Consider the following 22,844-nt stretch of genomic DNA (forward strand, 5'->3'; position numbering starts at 1 on the left):
CCCATGACCGCGACCATTAAGCTCGGCCAATTGGCCGAGTTCCTCGGTGCCACTCTTCGTGGCGACCCGGAGAAAGCAATTACTGGGCTGGCCACCTTGCAGGAGGCTGGCCCAGCTCAGTTGAGCTTTCTTGCAAACCCCCAATACCGCAAGTACCTGGCAGGCAGCCAGGCGGCAGCCTTGTTGCTTAAAGCCGCCGACGCCGAAGGTTTTGCCGGGAATGCATTGGTAGTACCTGATCCGTACGCCGCCTACGCGCGCGTTTCCCATCTGTTCGATCCAAAACCCAAGGCAGTTGCCGGCATTCATCCGACGGCGGTGATTGCGGTGGACGCGGTGGTTGATCCGGCGGCGAGCATCGGTGCCTTTGTGGTCATCGAAAGCGGGGCGCGAATTGACGCAGGCACGACCATTGGCGCGCATTGCTTCATCGGTGCCCGTAGCGTGATCGGCGAAGGTGGCTGGCTCGCACCGCGCGTCACCCTGTATCACGACGTTCGCGTTGGCAAACGGGTCGTAATTCAGTCCGGTGCCGTGCTCGGTGGCGAAGGCTTCGGGTTTGCCAACGAGAAAGGCATCTGGCAGAAAATTGCCCAGATCGGTGGTGTATTGGTTGGCGATGACGTGGAAATCGGTGTGAATACCGCCATCGACCGCGGCGCGCTGGCCGATACCATCATTGGTAATGGTGTGAAGCTCGACAACCAGATTCAGATTGCCCACAACGTCCAGGTGGGTGATCACACCGCCATGGCCGCGTGCGTGGGGATCTCCGGCAGCACCAAGATCGGCAAGCATTGCATGCTCGCCGGTGGCGTAGGGCTGGTGGGGCATATCGACATTTGCGACAACGTTTTCATCACCGGGATGACCATGGTGACTCACTCGATCACCGAGCCGGGCGCGTATTCTTCCGGTACGGCGATGCAGCCGGCAGCCGAGTGGCGCAAAAGCGCGGCACGTATCCGTCAGCTCGATGACATCGCGCGGCGGTTGCGACAGCTGGAAAAGCAAGCAGGGGAAGTGACCCCTGGCGGTAATGCTTCATCAGATGGCTGATACCATTTCCATATCAAGTGTGCACAGCCGCTAGACTGCGTCCTTGATTTGCTAGCGGAGTGCGCGTCAGTCGCGCGCTCCCAATCTTTACATAGGCTTCCCCCCGAAATGATGGACATCAACGAGATTCGCGAATACCTGCCTCACCGTTACCCGTTCCTGCTGGTGGACCGGGTCGTGGATCTGGATGTGGAAGGCAAGCGCATTCGCGCCTACAAGAATGTCAGCATCAACGAACCGTTCTTCAATGGTCACTTTCCCGCGCATCCAATCATGCCGGGCGTGTTGATCATCGAGGCGATGGCTCAGGCTGCCGGGATCCTTGGTTTCAAAATGCTCGACGTGAAACCGGCCGATGGCACCCTTTACTACTTCGTCGGTTCCGACAAGCTGCGCTTCCGCCAGCCGGTGTTGCCAGGCGATCAGTTGATCCTTGAAGCGAAGTTCATCAGCTGCAAGCGTCAGATCTGGAAGTTCGAGTGCCAGGCTTCGGTCGACGGCAAGCCGGTCTGCTCTGCTGAAATCATCTGCGCGGAACGCAAGCTATGAGTTTGATTGACCCTCGCGCAATCATCGATCCGACGGCCGTCCTGGCTGAAGGTGTCGAGGTCGGCCCGTGGTCGATCATCGGCGCAGGTGTGGAAATCGGCGAGGGGACGGTCATCGGGCCGCACGTGATTCTCAAAGGTCCGACCCGAATCGGTAAGCACAACCGTATCTACCAGTTTTCCTCGGTAGGCGAAGACACGCCGGACCTGAAATACAAGGGCGAGGAAACACGCCTGGTGATCGGTGACCACAATGTCATTCGCGAAGGCGTGACGATTCACCGCGGAACCATCCAGGACCGTTCGGAAACGACCTTGGGCGATCACAACCTGATCATGGCCTACGCGCACATCGGTCACGACAGTGTTATCGGTAACCACTGCATCCTGGTCAACAACACGGCGCTGGCCGGCCATGTGCATGTGGAGGACTGGGCCATCCTGTCGGGTTTTACCCTGGTTCACCAGTATTGCCATATCGGTGCCCACAGCTTTTCCGGCATGGGAACCGCCATTGGCAAGGACGTTCCTGCCTACGTCACGGTGTTCGGCAACCCGGCCGAGGCCCGCAGCATGAACTTCGAAGGTATGCGCCGTCGCGGTTTCAGCGAGGATGCCATTCATGCCTTGCGACGTGCCTATAAAACGGTCTACCGCCAGGGCCTGACTGTTGAGCAGGCGCTGGCCGAACTGGCCGAGCCGTCGATCCAGTTCCCGGAAGTCGCGGTGTTCCGTGACTCCATCCAGTCTTCGACCCGCGGCATTACCCGCTGACCATGGCTAATCTGCGTATTGCGCTGGTGGCGGGTGAAGCTTCCGGCGACATTCTTGGCGCGGGTCTCATGCGCGCACTCAAGGCCCGCCATCCGGCGGTCGAGTTCATCGGTGTCGGTGGTCCGTTGATGCAGGCCGAAGGGCTGGCATCCTACTTCCCGATGGAACGCCTGTCGGTCATGGGCCTGGTGGAAGTGCTGGGTCGATTGCGCGAATTGTTGGCCCGCCGCAAGAAGCTGGTGGCGGACCTGATTGCTGCGAAGCCGGATGTGTTCATCGGTATCGATGCCCCGGACTTCAACCTCAATATCGAGCTCAAGCTGCGTCAGGCCGGGATCAAGACTGTGCACTACGTCAGCCCTTCGGTCTGGGCCTGGCGGCAGAAGCGGGTGCTGAAGATTCGCGAAGGTTGCGACCTGATGCTGACACTGTTTCCGTTCGAAGCGAAATTCTACGAAGAGAAGGGTGTTCCGGTGCGTTTTGTCGGACACTCCCTGGCCGATGCGATTCCCCTCGAAGCCGATCGCGCCGCCGCCCGCGCCGAACTGGGCTTGCCCGACGGGCCGCTGGTTGCGCTGATGCCGGGCAGTCGTGGCGGCGAAGTCGGTCGTCTCGGTGCACTGTTTCTCGATACCGCACAGCGCCTGCGGGCCATGCGCCCTGGCGTGCGGTTCGTCATGCCTTGCGCCAGTCCCGAGCGGCGCACGCAGCTTGAAGAACTGCTGGCCGGTCGTGACCTGCCGCTGACTTTGCTCGATGGCAAGTCCCATCTGGCCCTCGCTGCATGCGACGCCGTGCTGATTGCGTCCGGAACAGCAACGCTGGAAGCCTTGTTGTACAAGCGGCCAATGGTGGTCGCCTATCGCCTGGCACCGCTGACGTTCTGGATTCTGAAGCGCATGGTGAAAAGCCCCTACGTTTCCCTGCCAAATCTGTTGGCCCAGCGCTTGCTGGTGCCCGAGTTGCTGCAGGACGACGCGACAGTCGAGGCGTTGGCCCAGACCTTGTCGCCGTTGATCGAGGATGGCCAGGAACAGACCCGAGGTTTTGACGAAATCCACCGTACCTTGCGTCTGGATGCCTCCAATCAGGCGGCGGATGCAGTACTGAATCTGGTCGGCCAAGTACAATGAGTAAAACAAGCATGCAGATGGGGCTGGATTTCACCTTGGTCGCTGAAGTTGAGGATTTGGTTGCCGGTGTCGACGAAGTCGGTCGCGGTCCGCTCTGTGGCGCAGTGGTGACCGCAGCAGTGATTCTTGATCCAAACCGCCCGATCCTTGGCCTGAACGACTCGAAGAAGCTCACCGAAGCCCGTCGCGAAAAGCTCTATGACGAAATCTGCGAAAAGGCCCTGAGCTGGTGCATCGCCCGCGCGGAAGTCGAAGAGATCGACGAGCTGAATATCCTGCACGCCACCATGCTCGCCATGCAGCGCGCTGTCGCCGGGCTGCACATCCAGCCGAAACTGGCGATGATCGATGGCAACCGTTGCCCGAAATTGCCCATGCGTGCCGAAGCGGTCGTGCAAGGTGATGGCAAGGTTCCCGCCATCGCGGCGGCATCGATTCTGGCCAAGGTCAGTCGCGACCGGGAAATGGCAGCATTCGAATTGATTTATCCGGGTTACGGCATCGGCGGCCACAAGGGATACCCGACGCCCGTTCATCTGGAAGCGTTGGCCAGGCTTGGTCCAACCCCAATTCACCGGCGCTCGTTTGCCCCGGTCCGCCTTGCCTACGAGGCACGTGAAAGCCTGATCGAGAGTTAGTCGCAAGGCTGATTTTTTTTACCAGGGCCCGGTACAATCCGGGCCTTGTTGTCTCCATGTTATTAGACAGGATCACTATGCCGGCTTCATTCGTTCATCTACGCCTGCACACTGAATATTCCCTGGTCGACGGTCTGGTGCGGATCAAACCGCTGGTCAAGACCCTGGTCGGCATGAACATGCCTGCCGTAGCGGTCACCGACCAGAACAACATGTGTTCCCTGGTCAAATTCTATAAAAACGCCATGGGTGCCGGGATCAAGCCGATCTGCGGCGCCGACCTGTGGCTGTCGAACAAGGATCCGGACAATCCCCTGAGCCGGATCAGCCTGCTGGTGATGAATGCCGAGGGTTATCGCAATCTCACCGAGTTGATCTCCCGCGGTTTCATCGACGGCCAGCGCAATGGCTCGATCATCATCGAGCGTGAATGGGTGGCCGAAGCCAACGCTGGCTTGATCATGCTGTCGGCGGCCAAGGAAGGCGAGATTGGCCAGGCCATGCTCAGTGGCAACCCGGACGAAGCCGAAAACCTGGCGCGTGAGTGGATGGCGGTGTTCCCGGATCGCTTCTATCTGGAAATCCAGCGCACCAACCGCCCCAACGATGAAGAGCAGTTGCACGGCGCCGTGGCCCTGGCGGCCAAGATCGGTGCACCGCTGGTCGCGACCAATGATGTACGGTTCATCAAGCAGGAAGACTTCGCCGCCCACGAAACCCGCGTGTGCATCGGCGAGGGCCGTGCCCTCGACGATCCGCGGCGTTCGAAGAATTACAGCGATCAGCAATACCTCAAAAGCGCCGAGGAAATGGCGGAGCTGTTCAGCGACATTCCTGAAGCGCTGGAAAACACCGTCGAGATCGCCAAGCGCTGCAACATCGAGGTGAAGCTGGGCACGCACTTCCTGCCCAACTTCCCGATCCCCGATGGCATGACCATCGATGAGTATTTCCGCAAGGTGTCGTTCGAGGGTCTGGAAGAGCGGCTGGCCGTTCTGCTGCCCAAAGACACCACCGAAGATTACGAAGCCAAGCGTCAGGTCTATGTCGACCGGTTGAATTTCGAGCTGGATATCATTATCCAGATGGGCTTCCCCGGTTACTTCCTGATCGTGATGGACTTTATCCAGTGGGCCAAGAACAACGGCGTGCCGGTGGGTCCTGGCCGGGGGTCGGGTGCCGGTTCGCTGGTGGCTTACGTACAGAAGATCACCGACCTCGACCCGCTGGAATACGACCTGCTGTTCGAACGTTTCCTTAATCCGGAACGGGTCTCCATGCCCGACTTCGACGTCGACTTCTGCATGGACGGTCGTGACCGGGTGATCGACTACGTTGCCGAGAAGTACGGCCGCAACGCGGTCAGCCAGATCATCACCTTCGGTTCCATGGCCGCCAAGGCTGTGGTCCGTGACGTGGCGCGGGTGCAGGGCAAGTCCTACGGCCTGGCGGATCGTCTGTCGAAGATGATTCCGTTCGAAGTCGGCATGACCCTGGAAAAAGCCTACGAACAGGAAGAGATCCTGCGTGACTTCATCAAGGTCGATGAAGAGGCCGCGGAAATCTGGGAGATGGCCCGCAAACTCGAGGGCGTGGTGCGTAACGTCGGCAAGCACGCCGGTGGTGTGGTGATCGCGCCGACCAAGCTGACCGATTTCTCGCCGATCTATTGCGACGAAGCCGGTGACGGCCTGGTGACCCAGTTCGACAAGGACGATGTTGAAGCAGCCGGCCTGGTGAAGTTCGACTTCCTCGGCCTGCGAACCCTGACGATCATCGACTGGGCGCTGAAAACCATCAACCGCGACCGCGCCAAGGTCAACGAACCGCCGCTGGACATCGCGTTCATCCCGCTGGATGACAAACCGACTTATTCCCTGCTGCAAAAAGCCGAAACCACGGCGGTGTTCCAGCTTGAATCCCGCGGGATGAAGGAGCTGATCAAAAAGCTCAAGCCCGACTGCCTGGAAGACTTGATCGCACTGGTGGCACTGTTCCGTCCAGGTCCGCTGCAATCGGGCATGGTGGACGACTTTATCAACCGCAAGCACGGTCGCGCCGAACTGGCGTACCCGCACTCGGATTACCAGTACGAAGGCCTCAAGCCAGTATTGGCGCCGACCTACGGCATCATCCTGTATCAGGAACAGGTGATGCAGATTGCCCAGGTCATGGCCGGTTACACCCTCGGTGGCGCGGACATGCTGCGTCGAGCCATGGGTAAGAAAAAGCCCGAGGAAATGGCCAAGCAGCGCGGCGGTTTCATTGAAGGTTGCGCCACCAACAACATCGATGCCGACCTGGCCGGTAACATCTTCGACCTGGTAGAAAAGTTCGCCGGCTATGGCTTCAACAAATCCCACTCCGCTGCCTATGGCCTGGTGTCCTACCAGACCGCGTGGCTGAAGGCGCACTACCCGGCGCCGTTCATGGCGGCGGTACTCTCGGCGGATATGCACAACACCGACAAGGTCGTGACCTTGATCGAAGAAGTGCGCACCATGAAGCTGCGCCTCGATGCGCCGGACGTGAACACCTCGGAGTTCAAGTTCACGGTGAACGACGAGGGCCGGATCATCTACGGTCTGGGCGCGATCAAGGGGGTTGGCGAGGGGCCGGTGGAAGCGATCACCGAAGCGCGGCTGGACGGTCCGTTCAAGGATCTGTTCGACTTCTGCGCCCGGGTCGACCTCAAGCGTATCAACAAGCGTACGCTCGATGGTTTGATCCGTAGCGGCGCGCTGGATCGTCTGGGCCCGTACTTCCACGACGAGCCGAAAGCCTACCAGGCTAATATCGACCGCAACCGGGCGGTCCTGCTGACCGCGATGGAAGAGGCGATCAAGGCGGCCGAACAAACGGCCCGTACCCATGACAGCGGCCATGCCGACCTGTTTGGCGGCCTGTTCGTCGAAGAAGATGCCGACGTCTACGCCAATCACCGCAAGGCCAAGGAGCTGACCCTCAAGGAACGGCTCAAAGGCGAGAAAGATACCCTGGGCCTGTACCTGACTGGACACCCGATCGACGAATACGAAGGTGAAATCCGGCGTTTCGCCCGTCAGCGCATCATCGATTTGAAGCCGGCGCGTGATACCCAGACCGTTGCCGGCATGATCATCGCCCTGCGGGTGATGAAAAACAAAAAGGGCGACAAGATGGGTTTCATCACCCTCGACGACCGTTCGGGCCGGATTGAAGCGTCGCTGTTTGCCGATGCGTTCCATTCCGCACAGTCACTGTTGCAGACCGATGCGATGGTGGTGGTCGAAGGCGAAGTCAGCAATGACGACTTCTCCGGTGGCCTGCGGTTGCGGGTCAAGCGGGTGATGAGCATGGAAGATGCGCGCACCAACCTGGCCGAGAGTCTGCGCCTGAAGGTCCAGACCCAGGACCTCAAGGGCGATCAGCTACGCTGGCTGGGCGACCTGTTCAGGCGTCATCGTGGTGCATGCCCGATCACCATGGAGTACACCAGCCCCGATGCGAAGGCCTTGCTGCAGTTCGGCGAAGGCTGGCGAATCGACCCGGCGGATGCGTTGATTCAAGCCCTGCGTGACCAGTTCGGGCGAGACAACGTCTTCCTCCAATACCGTTGACGGTGAGGTGGCCTCGTGCCTCCTTTATCGCGACCGAATTTTTTAATCTCGACCTGAACGCGCCTCTCCCTTAAGGTAGGGCGCGAATAGACAACCGGCCGGCCCAAGCTTTCTTGGATGTCGACCCAAGACGGACGCCTATGAACCCGAATTTTCTTGATTTCGAACAGCCGATCGCCGACCTGCAAGCCAAGATCGAAGAGTTGCGCTTGGTCGGTAATGACAATTCGCTGAATATCGGCGATGAGATCTCCCGCCTGCAGGACAAAAGCAGCACGCTGACCGAAGACATCTTCGGCAAGCTGACCAGCTGGCAGATCGCGCGTCTGGCGCGTCACCCGAAGCGTCCATACACCCTGGACTACATCGAACACATCTTCACCGAGTTCGATGAGTTGCACGGCGACCGTCACTTCTCAGACGATGCCGCCATCGTGGGCGGTATTGCGCGTCTGGACGACCAGCCAGTCATGGTCATCGGTCACCAGAAAGGCCGTGAAGTGCGCGAAAAGGTTCGCCGCAACTTCGGCATGCCGCGTCCGGAAGGCTACCGCAAGGCCTGCCGCCTGATGGAAATGGCCGAACGTTTCAAAATGCCGATCCTGACCTTCATCGATACCCCGGGTGCATACCCTGGCATCGACGCTGAAGAGCGTAACCAGAGCGAAGCCATTGCCTGGAACCTGCGTGTCATGGCTCGCCTGAAAACCCCGATCATCGCCACCGTGATCGGTGAAGGTGGTTCCGGCGGTGCGCTGGCGATCGGCGTTTGCGATCAGCTGAACATGCTGCAGTACTCGACCTACGCGGTGATCTCGCCGGAAGGTTGCGCATCGATCCTGTGGAAAACCGCCGAGAAAGCACCGGACGCCGCTGAAGCCATGGGCATCACTGCAGAGCGTCTCAAGGGCCTGGGCATCGTGGACAAAGTGATCAGCGAGCCGTTGGGTGGCGCACACCGCGATCCGGCCGCAGCGGCTGCCTCGATCCGTGCCGAGCTGAGCTCGCAACTGGCGATGCTCAAGAAGCTCGACCACAAGGCGCTGTTGGATCGTCGTTACGAGCGCCTGATGAGCTACGGCCTCTGATCTATGTGGGAGCGAGCCTGCTCGCGAAAGCGGTATAACAGCCAACGAATTCGTTGAATGTTAAGCAGCCTTCGCGAGCAGGCTCGCTCCCACATTTGATTTGCGTGAAGTGATCGATATGAATCTGCCGGCCAAGCTTTTATTGAGCCTGAAACCCTGGCGCAACGCCACGACCTGGCACATCGCTTTCTCCGGCGGTCTCGACTCCACCGTCCTGCTACACCTGCTCGCACACCTCGCTAAAGCCCAATCCCTGCCGGCACTGCGTGCCATCCATGTCCACCACGGCCTTCAGGCTGTAGCTGATGCGTGGCCGGAGCATTGTCGGGCAATGTGCGAGGCACTTGGCGTGCCATTGCAGGTGGTTCGCGTGCAAGTGCAGCCCGGCGCCAGTCTCGAACGTGCGGCCCGGGATGCGCGTTATGCGGCGTTCAGCGAAGTCACCCGAGCCAATGAAGTGCTGCTGACCGCTCAACACCTTGACGATCAAGCGGAAACCCTGCTGTTTCGCTTGTTGCGCGGGGCCGGGGTAAGAGGTTTGTCGGGAATGCCACGGCAGCGTCCGCTGGGTGAAGGGTATCTGCTGCGGCCTTTGCTCGATGCGACTCGCGCCGAGCTTGAGGCCTATGCCGCGGAACACCAGCTGAGCTGGATCGAAGATCCTTCCAACAAGGATCGACAATTCTCGCGTAATTACCTGCGTCATCAGGTGTTCCCGGTGTTGACCTCTCGCTGGCCGCAGGCAATGGCGACCATGGCTCGCAGTGCCGCGCATTTGAGCGAGGCGCAGGGGCTGCTGGATGAACTGGCACAGATTGACCTGTGCCACGCACGCACCTGCAGTGAGTTTGATTGGCTGGGTTTGCCGTCGCTTGAATTGGCATCCCTGGTAAAGCTTTCAGTCGCACGCCAGCGCAATGCACTCAGCCACTGGCTTGAACCACTCACAAGCCTGCCCGACAGTGACCATTGGTCGGGTTGGGCGGATTTGTGCAATGCCTCTGGCGATGCACGGCCGATCTGGCGACTGGCGGATGGCGAATTGCATCGGGCGGGAGGGCGGATCTGGTGGCTGTCCGGCGGCTGGTTGCGCCGTTCACCTCCTGTTGGCACTTGGGGCGAGCCCTCGCTGCCGCTGGCATTGCCCGACAACGGTGTGCTCTCGCTCAGCGGGCAAATCCCCGATGGTCCTTTGCAGATCCGCTATCGTGAAGGGGGCGAGGTGATGGAGTTGCCGGGTCGTGGGCATCGCGATTTGAAGCGGTTGCTCAACGAAAGTGGTGTACCGCTGTTCGTGCGCGGCAGATTGCCGCTGCTGTTCAAGGGCGGGCAATTGCTGGCGGTGGCGAACCTTCCGGGGCTGGATGGCAGCGCGGCGGGTGGCTGGAATTTGCATTGGCAGCCAATGGGCGAAGATCAAGGTTTGAGCTGAAAGGGGCTTTCCGGTAGACTACGCTCCCTTCTTGATACAACTTCTGTGGATTCGCCTGAATTGCAGGAGTTGCCGATTACCAAGCAGTCTTTGCTGGGCGATTCCAAAAAATGTGTAGCGAGCAACGTACCGGTGTTTCATCTTCCGGTCTGTCCCAACGCGGCGGTTTTTTTGAAAGGTGCACTGTGATTAATGCAGGTGATCGGGGGCTTCGGCCTTCCTTCGCTTTCCCCGGCGGCTCGGACCGCTTTAACGCAGACTTCTAGGGTTTTTCATGACGCGCTACATATTCGTCACGGGCGGTGTTGTTTCTTCATTGGGGAAAGGCATTGCATCGGCATCATTGGCGGCCATCCTGGAGGCGCGGGGACTTAAGGTCACCATGCTGAAGCTGGACCCGTACATCAACGTCGACCCGGGCACCATGAGTCCGTTCCAGCACGGTGAAGTGTTCGTCACCCACGACGGCGCCGAGACCGACCTGGACCTGGGCCACTACGAGCGGTTCATCCGCACGACCATGACCCAGAACAACAACTTCACCACCGGCCGTGTCTACGAGCACGTGCTGCGCAAAGAGCGTCGTGGTGATTACCTGGGCGCAACCATCCAGGTGATCCCGCATATCACCGACGAGATCAAGCGCCGCATCATCAAGGGCGCCGGCGATGCCGACGTGGCAATGGTCGAGATTGGTGGCACCGTGGGTGACATCGAATCCCAACCGTTCCTCGAAGCCATCCGTCAATTGCGTTTCGAAGTCGGCGCCAAGCGCGCGATGCTGATGCACCTGACACTGGTGCCGTACATCGCCACTGCCGGCGAAACCAAAACCAAGCCAACCCAGCACTCGGTCAAGGAGCTGCGCTCCATCGGCCTGCAACCAGACGTGCTGGTGTGCCGCTCCGATCACCCGATCGACATTTCTTCCCGTCGCAAGATCGCGCAATTCACCAACGTTGAAGAGCGTGCGGTCATCGGCCTGGAAGACGCCGACACCATCTACAAGATCCCGGGCATCCTGCACGCCCAGGGCCTGGACGATTTCGTCGTCGAGCGTTTCGGCCTGCAATGTGGCGGCGCCGATCTGTCTGAGTGGGAAGCCGTGGTAGACGCCAAGCTCAATCCTGAGCATGAAGTCACCATCGCCATGGTTGGCAAGTACATGGAACTGCTGGACGCGTACAAGTCGCTGATCGAAGCGATGAGTCATGCCGGCATCAGCAACCGCACCAAGGTCAATCTGCGCTACATCGACTCCGAAGACATCGAAAACCAGGGCACTGCACTGCTGGAAGGCGTCGACGCGATCCTGGTTCCAGGCGGCTTCGGCTTGCGTGGCGTGGAAGGCAAGATCACGGCCGTTCAATACGCTCGCGAAAACAAGGTTCCTTACCTGGGCATCTGCCTGGGCATGCAGGTGGCGGTGATCGAGTTCGCTCGTAACGTCATGGGCTGGAAAGACGCCAACTCCACCGAGTTCGATCGTGCAAGCGGTCACCCTGTCGTGGGCCTGATCACCGAGTGGGAAGATGCCACCGGCGCCGTCGAAATCCGTACCGAAGCGTCCGACCTGGGCGGCACGATGCGTCTTGGCGCTCAGGAATGCCTGCTCGAAGCCGGCTCCAAGGTGCATGATTGCTACGGCAAGGACGTGATTGTCGAGCGTCACCGCCATCGCTACGAAGTGAACAACAACCTGTTGCCGCAAATCATGGAAGCCGGCCTGAAAATCTCCGGCCGTTCCGGTGATGGCGCGCTGGTCGAAGTGGTTGAAGCACCGGATCACCCGTGGTTCGTCGCCTGCCAGTTCCACCCGGAGTTCACTTCGACGCCACGCGACGGTCACCCGTTGTTCAGCGGTTTCGTTAAAGCTGCTTTGACTCAACACCAGAAGAAGGCATGAACCTGATGGCGCAGAAGATCATCCGCGTAGGCGATATCGAGATTGCCAACGACAAGCCTATGGTGCTGTTCGGTGGCATGAACGTGCTGGAAAGCCGCGACATGGCGATGCAGGTCTGCGAAGAGTACGTAAAGGTTACCCAGAAACTGGGTATTCCTTACGTGTTCAAGGCCAGTTTCGACAAGGCCAACCGTTCCTCCGTGACCTCTTACCGTGGTCCCGGCCTGGAAGAGGGCATGCGGATTTTCCAGGACATCAAGCAAGCTTTCGGCGTGCCGATCATCACTGACGTCCATGAGCCCGATCAGGCTGCGGTCGTCGCTGAAGTCTGCGACATCATTCAGTTGCCGGCCTTCCTGTCGCGCCAGACCGACCTGGTGGTCGCGATGGCCAAGACCGGTGCGGTGATCAACATCAAGAAAGCCCAGTTCCTCGCGCCTCAGGAAATGAAACACATCCTGAACAAGTGCGTGGAAGCGGGTAATGATCAGTTGATCCTCTGCGAGCGTGGTTCGAGCTTCGGCTACAACAACCTGGTCGTCGACATGCTGGGCTTCGGCATCATGAAGCAGTTCGAATACCCGGTGTTCTTCGACGTGACCCACGCCCTGCAAATGCCGGGCGGTCGCGCTGATTCCGCCGGTGGTCGTCGCGCTCAGGTCCTCGATCTGGCGAAAGCCGGCATGAGCCAGTCCCTGGCCGGCCTGTTCCTCGAAGCCCACCCGGACCCGGACAACGCCAAATGCGACGGCCCTTGCGCCTTGCGTCTGGACAAACTGGAGCCATTCCTGGCCCAGCTCAAAGCATTGGACGAACTGGTGAAGAGTTTTCCGACGGTAGAAACCGCGTAATCCTCTTTTCTCCGGTAAAGTACCGCACGAATTAACGCTCAGGCCCTCGGGCCTGAGCCTTATCGTCCGCAAGTCTGCCCCGCTGCACATCGCTTGCCGACGGTAAAAGATTTCCTCTAGCTGCGTCGTTTTCGTCAACTTTGGAGTGTTTACAACAATGGCTAAAATCGTCGACATCAAAGGTCGTGAAGTTCTCGACTCCCGTGGCAATCCCACCGTGGAAGCGGATGTGCTTCTCGATAACGGCATCATCGGCAGCGCCTGCGCGCCGTCCGGTGCTTCCACTGGCTCGCGTGAAGCGCTCGAGCTGCGTGATGGCGACAAGAGCCGTTACCTGGGCAAGGGCGTACTCAAGGCCGTAGCCAACATCAACGGTCCGATCCGCGACCTGTTGAAAGGTACAGATCCAAGCGACCAGAAAGCGCTCGATCTGGCGATGATCAAGCTGGACGGTACTGAAAACAAGGCAACCCTGGGCGCCAACGCGATCCTCGCCGTTTCCCTGGCCGCGGCCAAGGCAGCAGCACAGGACCAGGACCTGCCGCTCTACGCTCACATCGCCAACCTGAACGGCACTCCGGGTGTCTACTCGATGCCGGTTCCGATGATGAACATCATCAACGGTGGCGAGCACGCCGATAACAACGTCGACATCCAGGAATTCATGGTTCAGCCGGTTGGCGCCAAGTCTTTCTCGGAAGGTCTGCGCATGGGCACCGAGATTTTCCACCACCTCAAAGCCGTGCTGAAGGCCCGTGGCCTGAGCACTGCCGTCGGTGACGAAGGTGGTTTCGCGCCTAACCTGGCGTCCAACGAAGATGCACTGAAAGTGATCTCCGAAGCCGTGGCCAATGCCGGTTACAAGCTGGGCACCGACGTGACCCTGGCACTGGACTGCGCAGCCAGCGAATTCTACGAAGACGGCAAGTACAACCTGTCCGGTGAAGGCCAGGTGTTCACCGCTGAAGGTTTCGCCGATTACCTGAAAGGCCTGACCGAGCGTTACCCGATCATCTCCATCGAAGACGGCCTGGACGAATCCGACTGGGCTGGCTGGAAAATCCTCACCGACAAGATCGGCGAGAAAACCCAGCTGGTAGGCGATGACCTGTTCGTGACCAACACCAAGATCCTGAAAGAAGGCATCGACAAAAAGATCGCCAACTCGATCCTGATCAAGTTCAACCAGATCGGCACCCTGACTGAAACCCTGGAAGCCATCCAGATGGCCAAGGCCGCCGGTTACACCGCCGTGATCTCGCACCGTTCGGGCGAAACCGAAGATTCCACCATTGCCGACCTGGCCGTGGGTACCTCGGCTGGCCAGATCAAGACCGGCTCCCTGTGCCGTTCCGACCGCGTGTCCAAGTACAACCAACTGCTGCGTATCGAAGAGCAGTTGAACGGCAAAGCCAAGTACAACGGCCGTAGCGAATTCCGCGGTTGATCGTCAGCTGATAAAAAAGACACCGGATTGTGTCGGAAAAATCGCTACAGCGACGTTTTTGCCACTAATCTGATGCCTTATAAGCACAAGCCTGGTTCTTCCAGGCTTCGTGCTGTCAGTAGCTTCATGTTTTGGTATGGCTGTCTTTTTTCACTGGATACCTGATATTCGATGCGCAGTCCCAATTGGTTGTTCCTCGTCTTGCTCCTGCTGCTGGCTGGCCTGCAATACCGCCTGTGGGTGGGTAATGGCAGTCTGGCGCAAGTGGCCGAGCTGACTCAGCAGATTGCGGATCAGCAAGCTGAGAACCAGGCGTTGCTGGAGCGCAATCGGGTGATGGACGCTGAAGTCAGCGAGTTGAAAAAGGGCATGGAGACCGTTGAAGAGCGGGCTCGCCATGAGTTGGGCATGGTCAAGGACGGTGAAACCCTTTACCAGTTGGCGCAATGAACCTGTCTCTGCCGGCCTTCTGGGCCGTGATTCCTGCCGCGGGCGTCGGTGCCCGTATGGCCGCGGACCGTCCCAAGCAATATTTGCAACTGGGCGGGCGCACTATTCTCGAACACAGCCTCGGCTGTTTCCTTGATCATCCTTGCCTGAAGGGTGTGGTGGTCAGTCTTGCTGTTGATGATCCTTACTGGCCGAACCTGGCCTGTGCCAGTGATCCGCGGATTGCCCGGGTCGAGGGCGGTAGCGAGCGTTCCGGGTCGGTGCTGAATGCGTTGCTGCATTTGCACGCGCAAGGCGCTGGCGATGAAGACTGGGTATTGGTTCATGATGCCGCACGACCGAATCTCGGTCGTGACGATCTGGATAACCTACTGGCTGAACTGGCGGATGATCCTGTGGGTGGGCTGCTGGCGGTCCCGGCACGGGATACGCTCAAGCGGATCGACAAACACGGCCGTGTCGTCGAAACCGTGGACCGCAGTGTGATCTGGCAAGCCTATACGCCGCAGATGTTTCGCCTCGGCGCCTTGCATCGAGCGTTGGCGGACAGTCTGGTGGCTGACGCCGTGATCACCGATGAGGCTTCGGCCATGGAGTGGGCAGGGCTGGCGCCTCGCTTGATCGAGGGTCGAGCGGATAACCTCAAGGTCACTCGCCCTGAAGACCTTGAATGGTTGAGGCAGCGTTGGGCTAACCGTCGCTAGCTTTTGCGGTGCTCGTCAGATTGCTTTCGCGAGCAGGCTCGCTCCCACAGTTGATCGCGGTCCAATGTGGGAGCGAGCCTGCTCGCGAAAGCGGCGGTCCAAGCGGCTGACATCGTGCTGACATACCAACATGCTTCTAGCATTGGTATTCAGGCCTCTGAGCCAATCCTTCCTTCAAATAATCCACCAATTTGCGCACCTTCGGCGACAGATGCCGTTGCTGCGGGTACAGCGCCCAAACGGCCGTGTTCGGTGGTTGATGCGCCTCCAGCAGCGAAATCAATGCGCCGCTTTTCAAATGCTCCAGCACGTAATAGTCCGGCAACTGGCACAGCCCTACGCCCTGTAGCGCGGCATCCAGTACTGCTTGCCCACTGTTGCAGCGCCAGTTTCCCTGGACTCGTTGCGAAAATTCCCGCCCGTTCTGTTCCAGTTGCCAGAGATCCGAGCTGCCGATGAGGCAGTTGTGACGGCTCAGTTCCGACAGACTGTGTGGGCGCCCATAACGTTCCAGGTAGGAAGGCGACGCGCATAGAAACATGCGTCGTGGCGCCAAACGCGTGGCGACCAGTCGTGAGTCCTGCAAGCGCCCCAGACGGATTGCCAGGTCCAGGCCTTCATGCACCAGGTCCAATTGGCGGTTGCTCAGTTCAATGTCAATCCGCAGTTGCGGATACAGCCCCATGAACCGCGTCACCAGCGGCACGATGAAGCGTTCGCCGTAAGCCACGGCGCACGTCATGCGTAGCATGCCTTTGGGTTCGCTGGTCAAGTCGCCGACCGCGCGCAGTGCCTCTTCACGCCCATCCTGCAAACGTTGGCAATGTTGCAGGAAGGTTTGCCCGGCTTCAGTCAGCGTGACCCGGCGGGTGCTGCGATAGAGCAAACGGGTTTGCAAGCGTTCTTCGAGGCGTACGATTTGTCGACTGATGTGGGAGGAAGAAACCCCCAGGCGTTCAGCGGCCGCCGTGAACTGGCTGCATTCGGCAACGGCCACGAACTCGTCGATACCTTCCCAGCGACTTTCGGACATTGAAGATTATCCCTGTGTGGCAATAATGTTTTGCTTTTGCCCGGATTATTCACCGTAAGACGCTGTATTACACTGTTTGTCTCGTTTTATTCACTGGAGAATCACCATGATCAAGTCGCGCGCCGCCGTTGCCTTCGAGGCCAAAAAACCTCTGGAGATCGTAGAAGTCGATGTCGCCATGCCCAAGGCCGGTGAGGTGTTGCTGCGCGTTGTGGCCTCCGGTGTTTGCCATACCGATGCCTACACCCTGTCCGGTGCTGATCCGGAAGGTATCTTCCCGTCGATCCTCGGCCATGAAGGCGGGGCAATCGTCGAGGCAATCGGCGAGGGTGTGACTTCTGTCGCGGTGGGCGACCATGTGATCCCGCTGTACACCCCGGAATGCCGTCAGTGCAAATTCTGCCTGTCTGGCAAAACCAACCTGTGCCAGGCCATTCGCGCGACCCAGGGCAAAGGCTTGATGCCCGATGGCACGACGCGTTTTGCCTACAAGGGCCAACCCATTTTCCACTACATGGGTACTTCGACGTTCTCCGAGTACACCGTGCTACCGGAAATTTCCGTGGCAAAAATTGCCAAGGAAGCGCCACTGGAAAAAGTCTGTCTGCTGGGCTGCGGTGTCACCACCGGTATCGGCGCAGTACTCAACACCGCCAAAGTGAAACCCGGTGACACCGTGGCCATTTTCGGTCTCGGCGGCATTGGTCTGTCGGCGGTCATTGGCGCAGTCAAAGCCAAGGCGGCCCGGATCATTGCCATCGACATCAACCCGGCCAAATTCGAGATTGCCAAACAGCTGGGTGCAACCGACTGTGTAAATCCGAAGGATTTCGATCGTCCGATCCAGGAAGTCATCGTCGACATGACCGATGGTGGTGTCGACTTTTCCTTTGAGTGCATCGGCAACGTGCAATTGATGCGTGCCGCACTTGAGTGCTGCCACAAGGGTTGGGGCGAGTCAGTCATCATCGGCGTGGCCGGTGCCGGCCAGGAAATCTCCACCCGTCCTTTCCAATTGGTCACCGGTCGCGTCTGGCGCGGTTCGGCGTTCGGTGGCGTGCGCGGCCGTACCGAGTTGCCAAGCTACGTGGAAATGGCCGAAACCGGCGAAATCCCGCTGGACACGTTCATCACCCACACCATGGGCCTGGAAGACATCAACAAGGCGTTCGACCTGATGCATGAAGGCAAGAGCATCCGTTCCGTCATTCATTTCTGAGGTCTGCCATGAGCCTGGAAAATATCTCCTGTCAGAAAAGTTTCGGCGGTTGGCACAAGCGTTATCGGCATCGCTCTGACGTGCTGGGCTGCGACATGGTGTTCGCCGTCTATTTGCCGCCACAGGCGGAGCAGGGCGGTAAGCTGCCGGTGTTGTACTGGTTGTCCGGCCTGACCTGCACCGACGAGAACTTCATGCAGAAGGCCGGCGCCATGCGCATGGCCGCCGAACTGGGGCTGATCATTGTCGCACCGGACACCAGTCCTCGCGGCGCCGATGTGCCGGGAGATCCGGACGGTGCCTGGGACTTCGGGCTCGGTGCAGGGTTTTATTTGAATGCCACGCAGGAACCCTGGTCGCGCCACTATCGGATGCATGACTATGTCGTGCAGGAATTGCCGGCATTGGTCGAAGCGCATTTCCCGGCGTCGGACAAGCGCGGCATCAGCGGTCACTCCATGGGTGGCCACGGCGCGCTGGTCTGTGCCCTGCGCAATCCGGGGCGTTATCTGTCGGTGTCGGCGTTCTCGCCGATCAACAATCCGATGGACTGTCCCTGGGGGCAGAAAGCCTTTTCCCGGTATCTGGGTGAGGACCGCGCGAAGTGGCGGGAGTGGGATGCTTGCGCGTTGCTTGCCGAGGCCGACGAAAAGCTGCCACTGCTGGTCGATCAAGGCGATCGAGACGATTTCCTCGCCACCCAGCTCAAGCCGGAAGCCTTGCAGCAGGCGGCTAAACTGGCCGATCACCCGCTGACGTTGCGCCTGCAACCGGGCTACGACCACAGCTATTTCTTCATCGCCAGCTTCATTGACGACCACTTGCAACATCATGCGCGCGCTCTAGGCGCCTAATGTCCGACAAAGCAGGTAGAATCACGCCCTGACAAAAATCGGGGCGTTTTTTTATGCGTATTGGCCACGGCTATGATGTGCACCGTTTCGCTGAAGGCGATTTCATTACTCTGGGCGGCGTGCGAATTGCACACGGCTTCGGGCTGCTCGCTCACTCCGACGGTGACGTCCTGCTGCACGCCTTGAGCGATGCCTTGCTCGGCGCCGCCGCGCTGGGTGATATCGGCAAGCACTTCCCGGACACCGACCCGCAATTCAAGGGCGCTGACAGCCGTGTGCTGTTGCGTCACGTCGTCGCACTGGTCCACGCCAAAGGCTGGACGGTCGGCAACGTCGATAACACCATTGTTGCCCAGGCGCCGAAAATGGCCCCGCATATCGAATCGATGCGCGCGCTGATTGCCGCGGATCTTCAAGTTGAGTTGGATCAAGTGAACGTAAAAGCTACCACCACCGAAAAGCTCGGCTTTGTCGGTCGCGAAGAAGGCATTGCCGTGCATTCCGTTGCCTTGTTGCTGCGCGCATGAACGAAGCGCAATTGCTCGGCCCGCGGGCCTATGGTGATGCCCTCGGCACTGCGGTGCTGAAAGCCATCGCGGAAGATTTCCAGGTCGACGAAGTCCTTGATATTCCCCTGAGTGGCGACGGCGAACACTTGTGGATCTGGGTGGAAAAGCGCGGTCTGAATACGGAAGAAGCGGCGCGGCGGATCGCCAAGGCCGCTGGCGTACCCTTGCGCACCGTCAGTTACGCCGGGCTCAAGGATCGTCAGGCGCTGACCCGTCAGTGGTTCAGCGTACAACTGCCGGGAAAGGCTGATCCGGACCTGTCGGCAGCCGAAAACGACACGCTGAAAATCCTCAAGACCAGCCGGCACAAGCGCAAGCTGCAACGCGGTGCCCATTCGGCCAACGGTTTCACCTTGCGCCTGACGCAGTTCACCGGCGACAAGGCGGCCATCGAAGAGCGCTTGCAACTGATCGCCAAACAAGGCATCCCCAACTATTTCGGCAGCCAGCGCTTCGGGCATGACGGCGGCAACGTGGTCGACGCCCGTGCCTGGGCCGCGCGCAAGGCCTTGCCGGAGCAGCGTAACGTCCGTTCGCGCCTGCTCTCCACCGCGCGTAGTTTTCTGTTCAATCAGGTGTTGGCCGCGCGTGTCGCCGATGGCACCTGGCAACGTGCCCAGGTCGGTGATCTGCTGGCGTTTACCGATAGCCGCAGCTTCTTCCCGGCCGGTGAGGCCGAGTGCAGCGACCCGCGCCTGGCCATTCTCGATCTGCATCCGACGGGTCCGCAGTGGGGCGAAGGTGACTCGCCGGCCACGGGCGCTGTCCATGAATTGGAGCAGGCCATCGCCGCGCGCGAAGCGGACCTTCGCGATTGGTTGATCAACGCCGGTATGAGCCACGAACGTCGCATCCTGCGGCTGCCCATTGCCGGGTTGACGTGGCATTATCCCGAGCCTGACATTCTGCAACTGGAATTCGTCCTGCCGGCCGGATGCTTCGCCACCGTCTTGGTGCGCGAACTTGTTGATCTGGTGCCGGTGGGGCAGACGGACAGCTCATGCGTATTCTGATTTCTAACGACGATGGGGTAACCGCACCCGGTCTCGCCGCGCTTTATGCTGCGCTGGCGGATTACACCGAATGCGTGGTTATCGCCCCGGACCAGGACAAAAGCGGCGCCAGCAGTTCGTTGACGCTCGACCGTCCGTTGCACCCGCAGACGCTGGCCAACGGCTTTATCAGCGTCAACGGTACGCCGACCGATTGCGTGCACCTGGGCCTCAACGGCTTGCTGGAGCGTGAAGCGGACATGGTGGTTTCCGGGATCAACCTGGGCGCCAACCTGGGGGACGATGTCCTGTATTCCGGAACCGTGGCGGCAGCGCTCGAAGGGCGTTTCCTGACGCGTCCAGCGTTTGCCTTTTCGCTGGTCTCGCGACAAGTCGACAACCTTCCCACAGCCGCTTACTTTGCGCGCAAACTGGTCGAGGCCCATGGGGATCTCGAACTGCCACCGCGTACGGTACTCAACGTGAACATACCTAACTTGCCCCTGGAACATATCCGCGGTGTCCAGTTGACTCGCCTGGGGCATCGCGCCCGCGCGGCGGCACCGATGAAAGTGGTCGACCCGCGCGGCAAGTCCGGATACTGGATTGCCGCAGCGGGGGACGCTGAAGACGGTGGCCCGGGCACTGACTTTCATGCGGTGATGCAGGGCTATGTTTCCATCACTCCACTGCAACTGGATCGCACCTTCAATGATGCCTTCAGAAGTCTCGATGGCTGGCTGGAGGGGTTGCGCTAATGACTCGTGAGCAAGACGACATGCTGCGTCGCGGCATCGGCATGACCTCGCAACGGACCCGCGAACGCCTCATTCAACGTTTGTACGAGGAAGGGGTGTCCAACGCCAGGGTGCTGGAAGTCATCCGCCAAACACCGCGTCACCTGTTTGTCGATGAGGCGCTGGCACACCGTGCCTACGAGGACACCGCGCTGCCGATCGGGCATAACCAGACCATCTCGCAGCCTTATATGGTGGCTCGCATGAGCGAGCTGCTGCTGGAGGCCGGGCCTCTGGACAAGGTGATGGAGATCGGTACCGGTTCGGGCTACCAGACGGCGGTGTTGTCGCAACTGGTCGAGCGGGTGTTCTCCGTCGAACGCATCAAGGTGCTGCAGGACCGGGCCAAGGAACGCCTGGTCGAATTGAACCTGCGCAACGTGGTGTTTCGCTGGGGTGATGGCTGGGAAGGGTGGCCGGCACTGGCGCCGTACAACGGCATTATCGTGACGGCGGTGGCGACCGACGTGCCTCAGGCGTTGCTTGATCAATTAGCCCCCGGGGGGCGTCTGGTGATACCGGTCGGGTCCGGAGAGGTACAACAATTGATGCTGATCATTCGCGAGGAGCAGGGATTTTCCAGGCGTGTTCTGGGGGCGGTTCGTTTCGTCCCGCTGCTCAATGGGCCACTGGCCTGAGCTTTTGTTTCAACGCGCTGAATTCTCTTCGATAGCCTTTGTCTTACAGCGGCGTCGATTGGTTAAACGGGTTGTTTTGTCAGGCAGCAAACGTGTGCGCGAAGCCATTTCGCTTCATTAAGGGTAAAGCCTGCACGGCCCGTTATACTTGCGACATTTCGTGCCGGAACACGGCAAATCACATTTTCAGCCACCACAAAGGGAGCGGCGGGTGAGTCTCACAGTCATTGCGCAGCGTATGGGTAAAACGAGCTTTCAGCGCCTGGTGACTGGCCTTGTCATGAGCACCTTGCTGGTCGGTTGTTCCAGCAACAAATCCAGCGACGTACGCGTCGTTGATCGCAACAATGCCGTTGCCCAGCGCCCGGCAGTGACGACGGGACAGTACGTCGTCCGCCCGAAAGACACCTTGTTCTCGATCGCCTTTCGCTACGGTTGGGACTACAAGGCGCTCGCGGCACGCAACAACATTGATGCGCCCTACACGATCCATCCGGGTCAGACGATTCGCTTCGATGGTCGCACCGGTTCAACGTCGACTGCGGTGGTCAGTTCGTCCAATTCCTCGCCGTCGTCCTCGAGTAAAACCACCGTGATCCGTCGTCCTGTCGACGGTGCCACTACGACCACACCGGCGGTTGTACCGTCCGTCGCCAACAAGCCGGCACCCGCTCCACTGCCTCCTCCGGGCCCGGCCCCGACCGGCTGGGGATGGCCATCTAATGGCATTTTGATTGGTAAATTCTCTTCAAACGGTAGTTTGAATAAAGGAATTGATATCGCCGGAGATTTGGGACAGCCTGTTTTAGCTGCGTCTGATGGGACGGTGGTATACGCCGGGAGTGGCTTAAGGGGCTACGGCGAATTAGTTATCATCAAACACAGCGAAACCTACGTCAGTGCCTACGGACATAACCGCAGGCTGTTGGTTCGGGAGGGGCAGCAGGTCAAGGTCGGACAGACAATTGCCGAAATGGGGTCAACGGGTACAGACCGGGTGAAACTGCATTTTGAGATTCGCCGCCAAGGTAAACCTGTAGATCCGCTGCAATTCCTGCCACGTCGTTGATCGCTACCAGCCTGTTCCGTCACGTAGAGGGGACAGGCTCCAGC

At 59.5% G+C, this 22,844-nt stretch carries 21 protein-coding genes; 20 read left to right on the plus strand and 1 reads right to left on the minus strand.

Translation table 11 applies throughout. The features are described from left to right. The first annotated feature begins 3 nt into the window (after positions 1-3). The 13 genes from lpxD (at position 4) to ispD (ending at position 15,629) form a co-directional block, all read left to right on the plus strand. Positions 4-1,059, plus strand: coding sequence for a UDP-3-O-(3-hydroxymyristoyl)glucosamine N-acyltransferase (gene lpxD / locus BJ917_RS13125; protein WP_121103575.1), 1,056 nt, complete (start codon positions 4-6; stop codon positions 1,057-1,059). Positions 1,060-1,167: 108 nt separating this feature from the next. Beyond that, a complete protein-coding gene (gene fabZ, locus BJ917_RS13130) occupies positions 1,168-1,608 on the plus strand; it encodes a 3-hydroxyacyl-ACP dehydratase FabZ (protein WP_007940511.1) in 441 nt (146 codons plus the stop codon). Continuing rightward, complete coding sequence (lpxA, locus tag BJ917_RS13135; RefSeq protein WP_096513160.1) at positions 1,605-2,381, plus strand: acyl-ACP--UDP-N-acetylglucosamine O-acyltransferase; 777 nt, start codon at positions 1,605-1,607, stop codon at positions 2,379-2,381. The genes fabZ and lpxA overlap by 4 nt, the downstream gene beginning before the upstream one ends. 2 nt (positions 2,382-2,383) lie before the next feature. Then, on the plus strand, positions 2,384-3,514 hold the full coding sequence (gene lpxB, locus BJ917_RS13140; protein ID WP_096513159.1) for a lipid-A-disaccharide synthase: 1,131 nt from the start codon (positions 2,384-2,386) through the stop codon (positions 3,512-3,514). 11 nt (positions 3,515-3,525) lie between these two features. Then, on the plus strand, positions 3,526-4,152 hold the full coding sequence (gene rnhB / locus BJ917_RS13145; protein WP_096513158.1) for a ribonuclease HII: 627 nt from the start codon (positions 3,526-3,528) through the stop codon (positions 4,150-4,152). Positions 4,153-4,229: 77 nt separating this feature from the next. Continuing rightward, a complete protein-coding gene (gene dnaE, locus BJ917_RS13150) occupies positions 4,230-7,751 on the plus strand; it encodes a DNA polymerase III subunit alpha (RefSeq protein ID WP_121103576.1) in 3,522 nt (1,173 codons plus the stop codon). Between the two features lie 140 nt (positions 7,752-7,891). Beyond that, on the plus strand, positions 7,892-8,839 hold the full coding sequence (locus tag BJ917_RS13155; protein WP_095197080.1) for an acetyl-CoA carboxylase carboxyltransferase subunit alpha: 948 nt from the start codon (positions 7,892-7,894) through the stop codon (positions 8,837-8,839). Positions 8,840-8,957: 118 nt separating this feature from the next. Next, positions 8,958-10,271 carry a tRNA lysidine(34) synthetase TilS gene (gene tilS, locus BJ917_RS13160; protein WP_121103577.1) on the plus strand — a complete coding sequence of 438 codons (1,314 nt, stop codon included), beginning with the start codon at positions 8,958-8,960 and terminating at the stop codon, positions 10,269-10,271. 274 nt (positions 10,272-10,545) lie between these two features. Then, on the plus strand, positions 10,546-12,177 hold the full coding sequence (locus tag BJ917_RS13165) for a CTP synthase (RefSeq protein ID WP_121103578.1): 1,632 nt from the start codon (positions 10,546-10,548) through the stop codon (positions 12,175-12,177). Between the two features lie 5 nt (positions 12,178-12,182). Continuing rightward, positions 12,183-13,028: a 3-deoxy-8-phosphooctulonate synthase gene (gene kdsA, locus BJ917_RS13170; RefSeq protein WP_008019782.1), complete on the plus strand. Its 846-nt coding sequence runs from the start codon at positions 12,183-12,185 to the stop codon at positions 13,026-13,028. 157 nt (positions 13,029-13,185) lie between these two features. Beyond that, a complete protein-coding gene (gene eno, locus BJ917_RS13175; RefSeq protein WP_096513154.1) occupies positions 13,186-14,475 on the plus strand; it encodes a phosphopyruvate hydratase in 1,290 nt (429 codons plus the stop codon). Positions 14,476-14,646: 171 nt separating this feature from the next. Next, a complete protein-coding gene (gene ftsB / locus BJ917_RS13180; RefSeq protein WP_007996937.1) occupies positions 14,647-14,925 on the plus strand; it encodes a cell division protein FtsB in 279 nt (92 codons plus the stop codon). After that, on the plus strand, positions 14,922-15,629 hold the full coding sequence (gene ispD / locus BJ917_RS13185; protein WP_096513153.1) for a 2-C-methyl-D-erythritol 4-phosphate cytidylyltransferase: 708 nt from the start codon (positions 14,922-14,924) through the stop codon (positions 15,627-15,629). Before ftsB ends, ispD begins: the two co-directional genes overlap by 4 nt. A gap of 136 nt (positions 15,630-15,765) precedes the next feature. Here the strand turns inward: ispD and BJ917_RS13190 are convergent, their stop codons facing one another. Continuing rightward, positions 15,766-16,662: a LysR substrate-binding domain-containing protein gene (locus tag BJ917_RS13190; RefSeq protein ID WP_121103579.1), complete on the minus strand. Its 897-nt coding sequence runs from the start codon at positions 16,660-16,662 to the stop codon at positions 15,766-15,768. Between the two features lie 106 nt (positions 16,663-16,768). Here BJ917_RS13190 and BJ917_RS13195 point away from each other — a divergent pair, with 106 nt between their 5' ends. The 7 genes from BJ917_RS13195 (at position 16,769) to BJ917_RS13225 (ending at position 22,800) form a co-directional block, all read left to right on the plus strand. Continuing rightward, a complete protein-coding gene (locus BJ917_RS13195; protein WP_096513151.1) occupies positions 16,769-17,881 on the plus strand; it encodes an S-(hydroxymethyl)glutathione dehydrogenase/class III alcohol dehydrogenase in 1,113 nt (370 codons plus the stop codon). A gap of 8 nt (positions 17,882-17,889) precedes the next feature. Beyond that, a complete protein-coding gene (gene fghA, locus BJ917_RS13200) occupies positions 17,890-18,735 on the plus strand; it encodes an S-formylglutathione hydrolase (protein WP_096513150.1) in 846 nt (281 codons plus the stop codon). A 53-nt stretch (positions 18,736-18,788) separates the two neighbouring features. Continuing rightward, on the plus strand, positions 18,789-19,262 hold the full coding sequence (gene ispF, locus BJ917_RS13205; protein ID WP_121103580.1) for a 2-C-methyl-D-erythritol 2,4-cyclodiphosphate synthase: 474 nt from the start codon (positions 18,789-18,791) through the stop codon (positions 19,260-19,262). Further along, complete coding sequence (gene truD, locus BJ917_RS13210) at positions 19,259-20,317, plus strand: tRNA pseudouridine(13) synthase TruD (protein ID WP_096513148.1); 1,059 nt, start codon at positions 19,259-19,261, stop codon at positions 20,315-20,317. Before ispF ends, truD begins: the two co-directional genes overlap by 4 nt. Then, positions 20,305-21,054: a 5'/3'-nucleotidase SurE gene (gene surE, locus BJ917_RS13215; RefSeq protein WP_096513147.1), complete on the plus strand. Its 750-nt coding sequence runs from the start codon at positions 20,305-20,307 to the stop codon at positions 21,052-21,054. Before truD ends, surE begins: the two co-directional genes overlap by 13 nt. Positions 21,055-21,095: 41 nt before the next feature. Then, the gene (locus BJ917_RS13220; RefSeq protein ID WP_172901687.1) at positions 21,096-21,731 is read left to right on the plus strand and encodes a protein-L-isoaspartate(D-aspartate) O-methyltransferase; all 636 of its coding nucleotides are present in this window, start codon (positions 21,096-21,098) and stop codon (positions 21,729-21,731) included. Between the two features lie 211 nt (positions 21,732-21,942). Continuing rightward, positions 21,943-22,800, plus strand: a complete 858-nt coding sequence (locus BJ917_RS13225; protein ID WP_096513145.1) for a peptidoglycan DD-metalloendopeptidase family protein — start codon at positions 21,943-21,945, stop codon at positions 22,798-22,800. The last annotated feature ends 44 nt before the right edge of the window (positions 22,801-22,844 follow it).

This window comes from Pseudomonas sp. WPR_5_2 (genome assembly GCF_003634475.1).
Classification (GTDB): domain Bacteria; phylum Pseudomonadota; class Gammaproteobacteria; order Pseudomonadales; family Pseudomonadaceae; genus Aquipseudomonas; species Aquipseudomonas izuensis.

Coding starts and splice junctions, on each gene's coding strand:
- dnaE (WP_121103576.1), top strand. CDS start 4,230: ATGCCGGCTTCATTCGTTCATCTACGCCTGCACACTGAATATTCCCTG.
- lpxD (WP_121103575.1), top strand. CDS start 4: ATGACCGCGACCATTAAGCTCGGCCAATTGGCCGAGTTCCTCGGTGCC.
- fghA (WP_096513150.1), top strand. CDS start 17,890: ATGAGCCTGGAAAATATCTCCTGTCAGAAAAGTTTCGGCGGTTGGCAC.
- BJ917_RS13195 (WP_096513151.1), top strand. CDS start 16,769: ATGATCAAGTCGCGCGCCGCCGTTGCCTTCGAGGCCAAAAAACCTCTG.
- fabZ (WP_007940511.1), top strand. CDS start 1,168: ATGATGGACATCAACGAGATTCGCGAATACCTGCCTCACCGTTACCCG.
- rnhB (WP_096513158.1), top strand. CDS start 3,526: ATGCAGATGGGGCTGGATTTCACCTTGGTCGCTGAAGTTGAGGATTTG.
- tilS (WP_121103577.1), top strand. CDS start 8,958: ATGAATCTGCCGGCCAAGCTTTTATTGAGCCTGAAACCCTGGCGCAAC.
- BJ917_RS13220 (WP_172901687.1), top strand. CDS start 21,096: ATGACCTCGCAACGGACCCGCGAACGCCTCATTCAACGTTTGTACGAG.
- eno (WP_096513154.1), top strand. CDS start 13,186: ATGGCTAAAATCGTCGACATCAAAGGTCGTGAAGTTCTCGACTCCCGT.
- surE (WP_096513147.1), top strand. CDS start 20,305: ATGCGTATTCTGATTTCTAACGACGATGGGGTAACCGCACCCGGTCTC.
- ispD (WP_096513153.1), top strand. CDS start 14,922: ATGAACCTGTCTCTGCCGGCCTTCTGGGCCGTGATTCCTGCCGCGGGC.
- BJ917_RS13165 (WP_121103578.1), top strand. CDS start 10,546: ATGACGCGCTACATATTCGTCACGGGCGGTGTTGTTTCTTCATTGGGG.
- ispF (WP_121103580.1), top strand. CDS start 18,789: ATGCGTATTGGCCACGGCTATGATGTGCACCGTTTCGCTGAAGGCGAT.
- truD (WP_096513148.1), top strand. CDS start 19,259: ATGAACGAAGCGCAATTGCTCGGCCCGCGGGCCTATGGTGATGCCCTC.
- lpxA (WP_096513160.1), top strand. CDS start 1,605: ATGAGTTTGATTGACCCTCGCGCAATCATCGATCCGACGGCCGTCCTG.
- lpxB (WP_096513159.1), top strand. CDS start 2,384: ATGGCTAATCTGCGTATTGCGCTGGTGGCGGGTGAAGCTTCCGGCGAC.
- BJ917_RS13155 (WP_095197080.1), top strand. CDS start 7,892: ATGAACCCGAATTTTCTTGATTTCGAACAGCCGATCGCCGACCTGCAA.
- kdsA (WP_008019782.1), top strand. CDS start 12,183: ATGGCGCAGAAGATCATCCGCGTAGGCGATATCGAGATTGCCAACGAC.
- BJ917_RS13190 (WP_121103579.1), bottom strand. CDS start 16,662: ATGTCCGAAAGTCGCTGGGAAGGTATCGACGAGTTCGTGGCCGTTGCC.
- ftsB (WP_007996937.1), top strand. CDS start 14,647: ATGCGCAGTCCCAATTGGTTGTTCCTCGTCTTGCTCCTGCTGCTGGCT.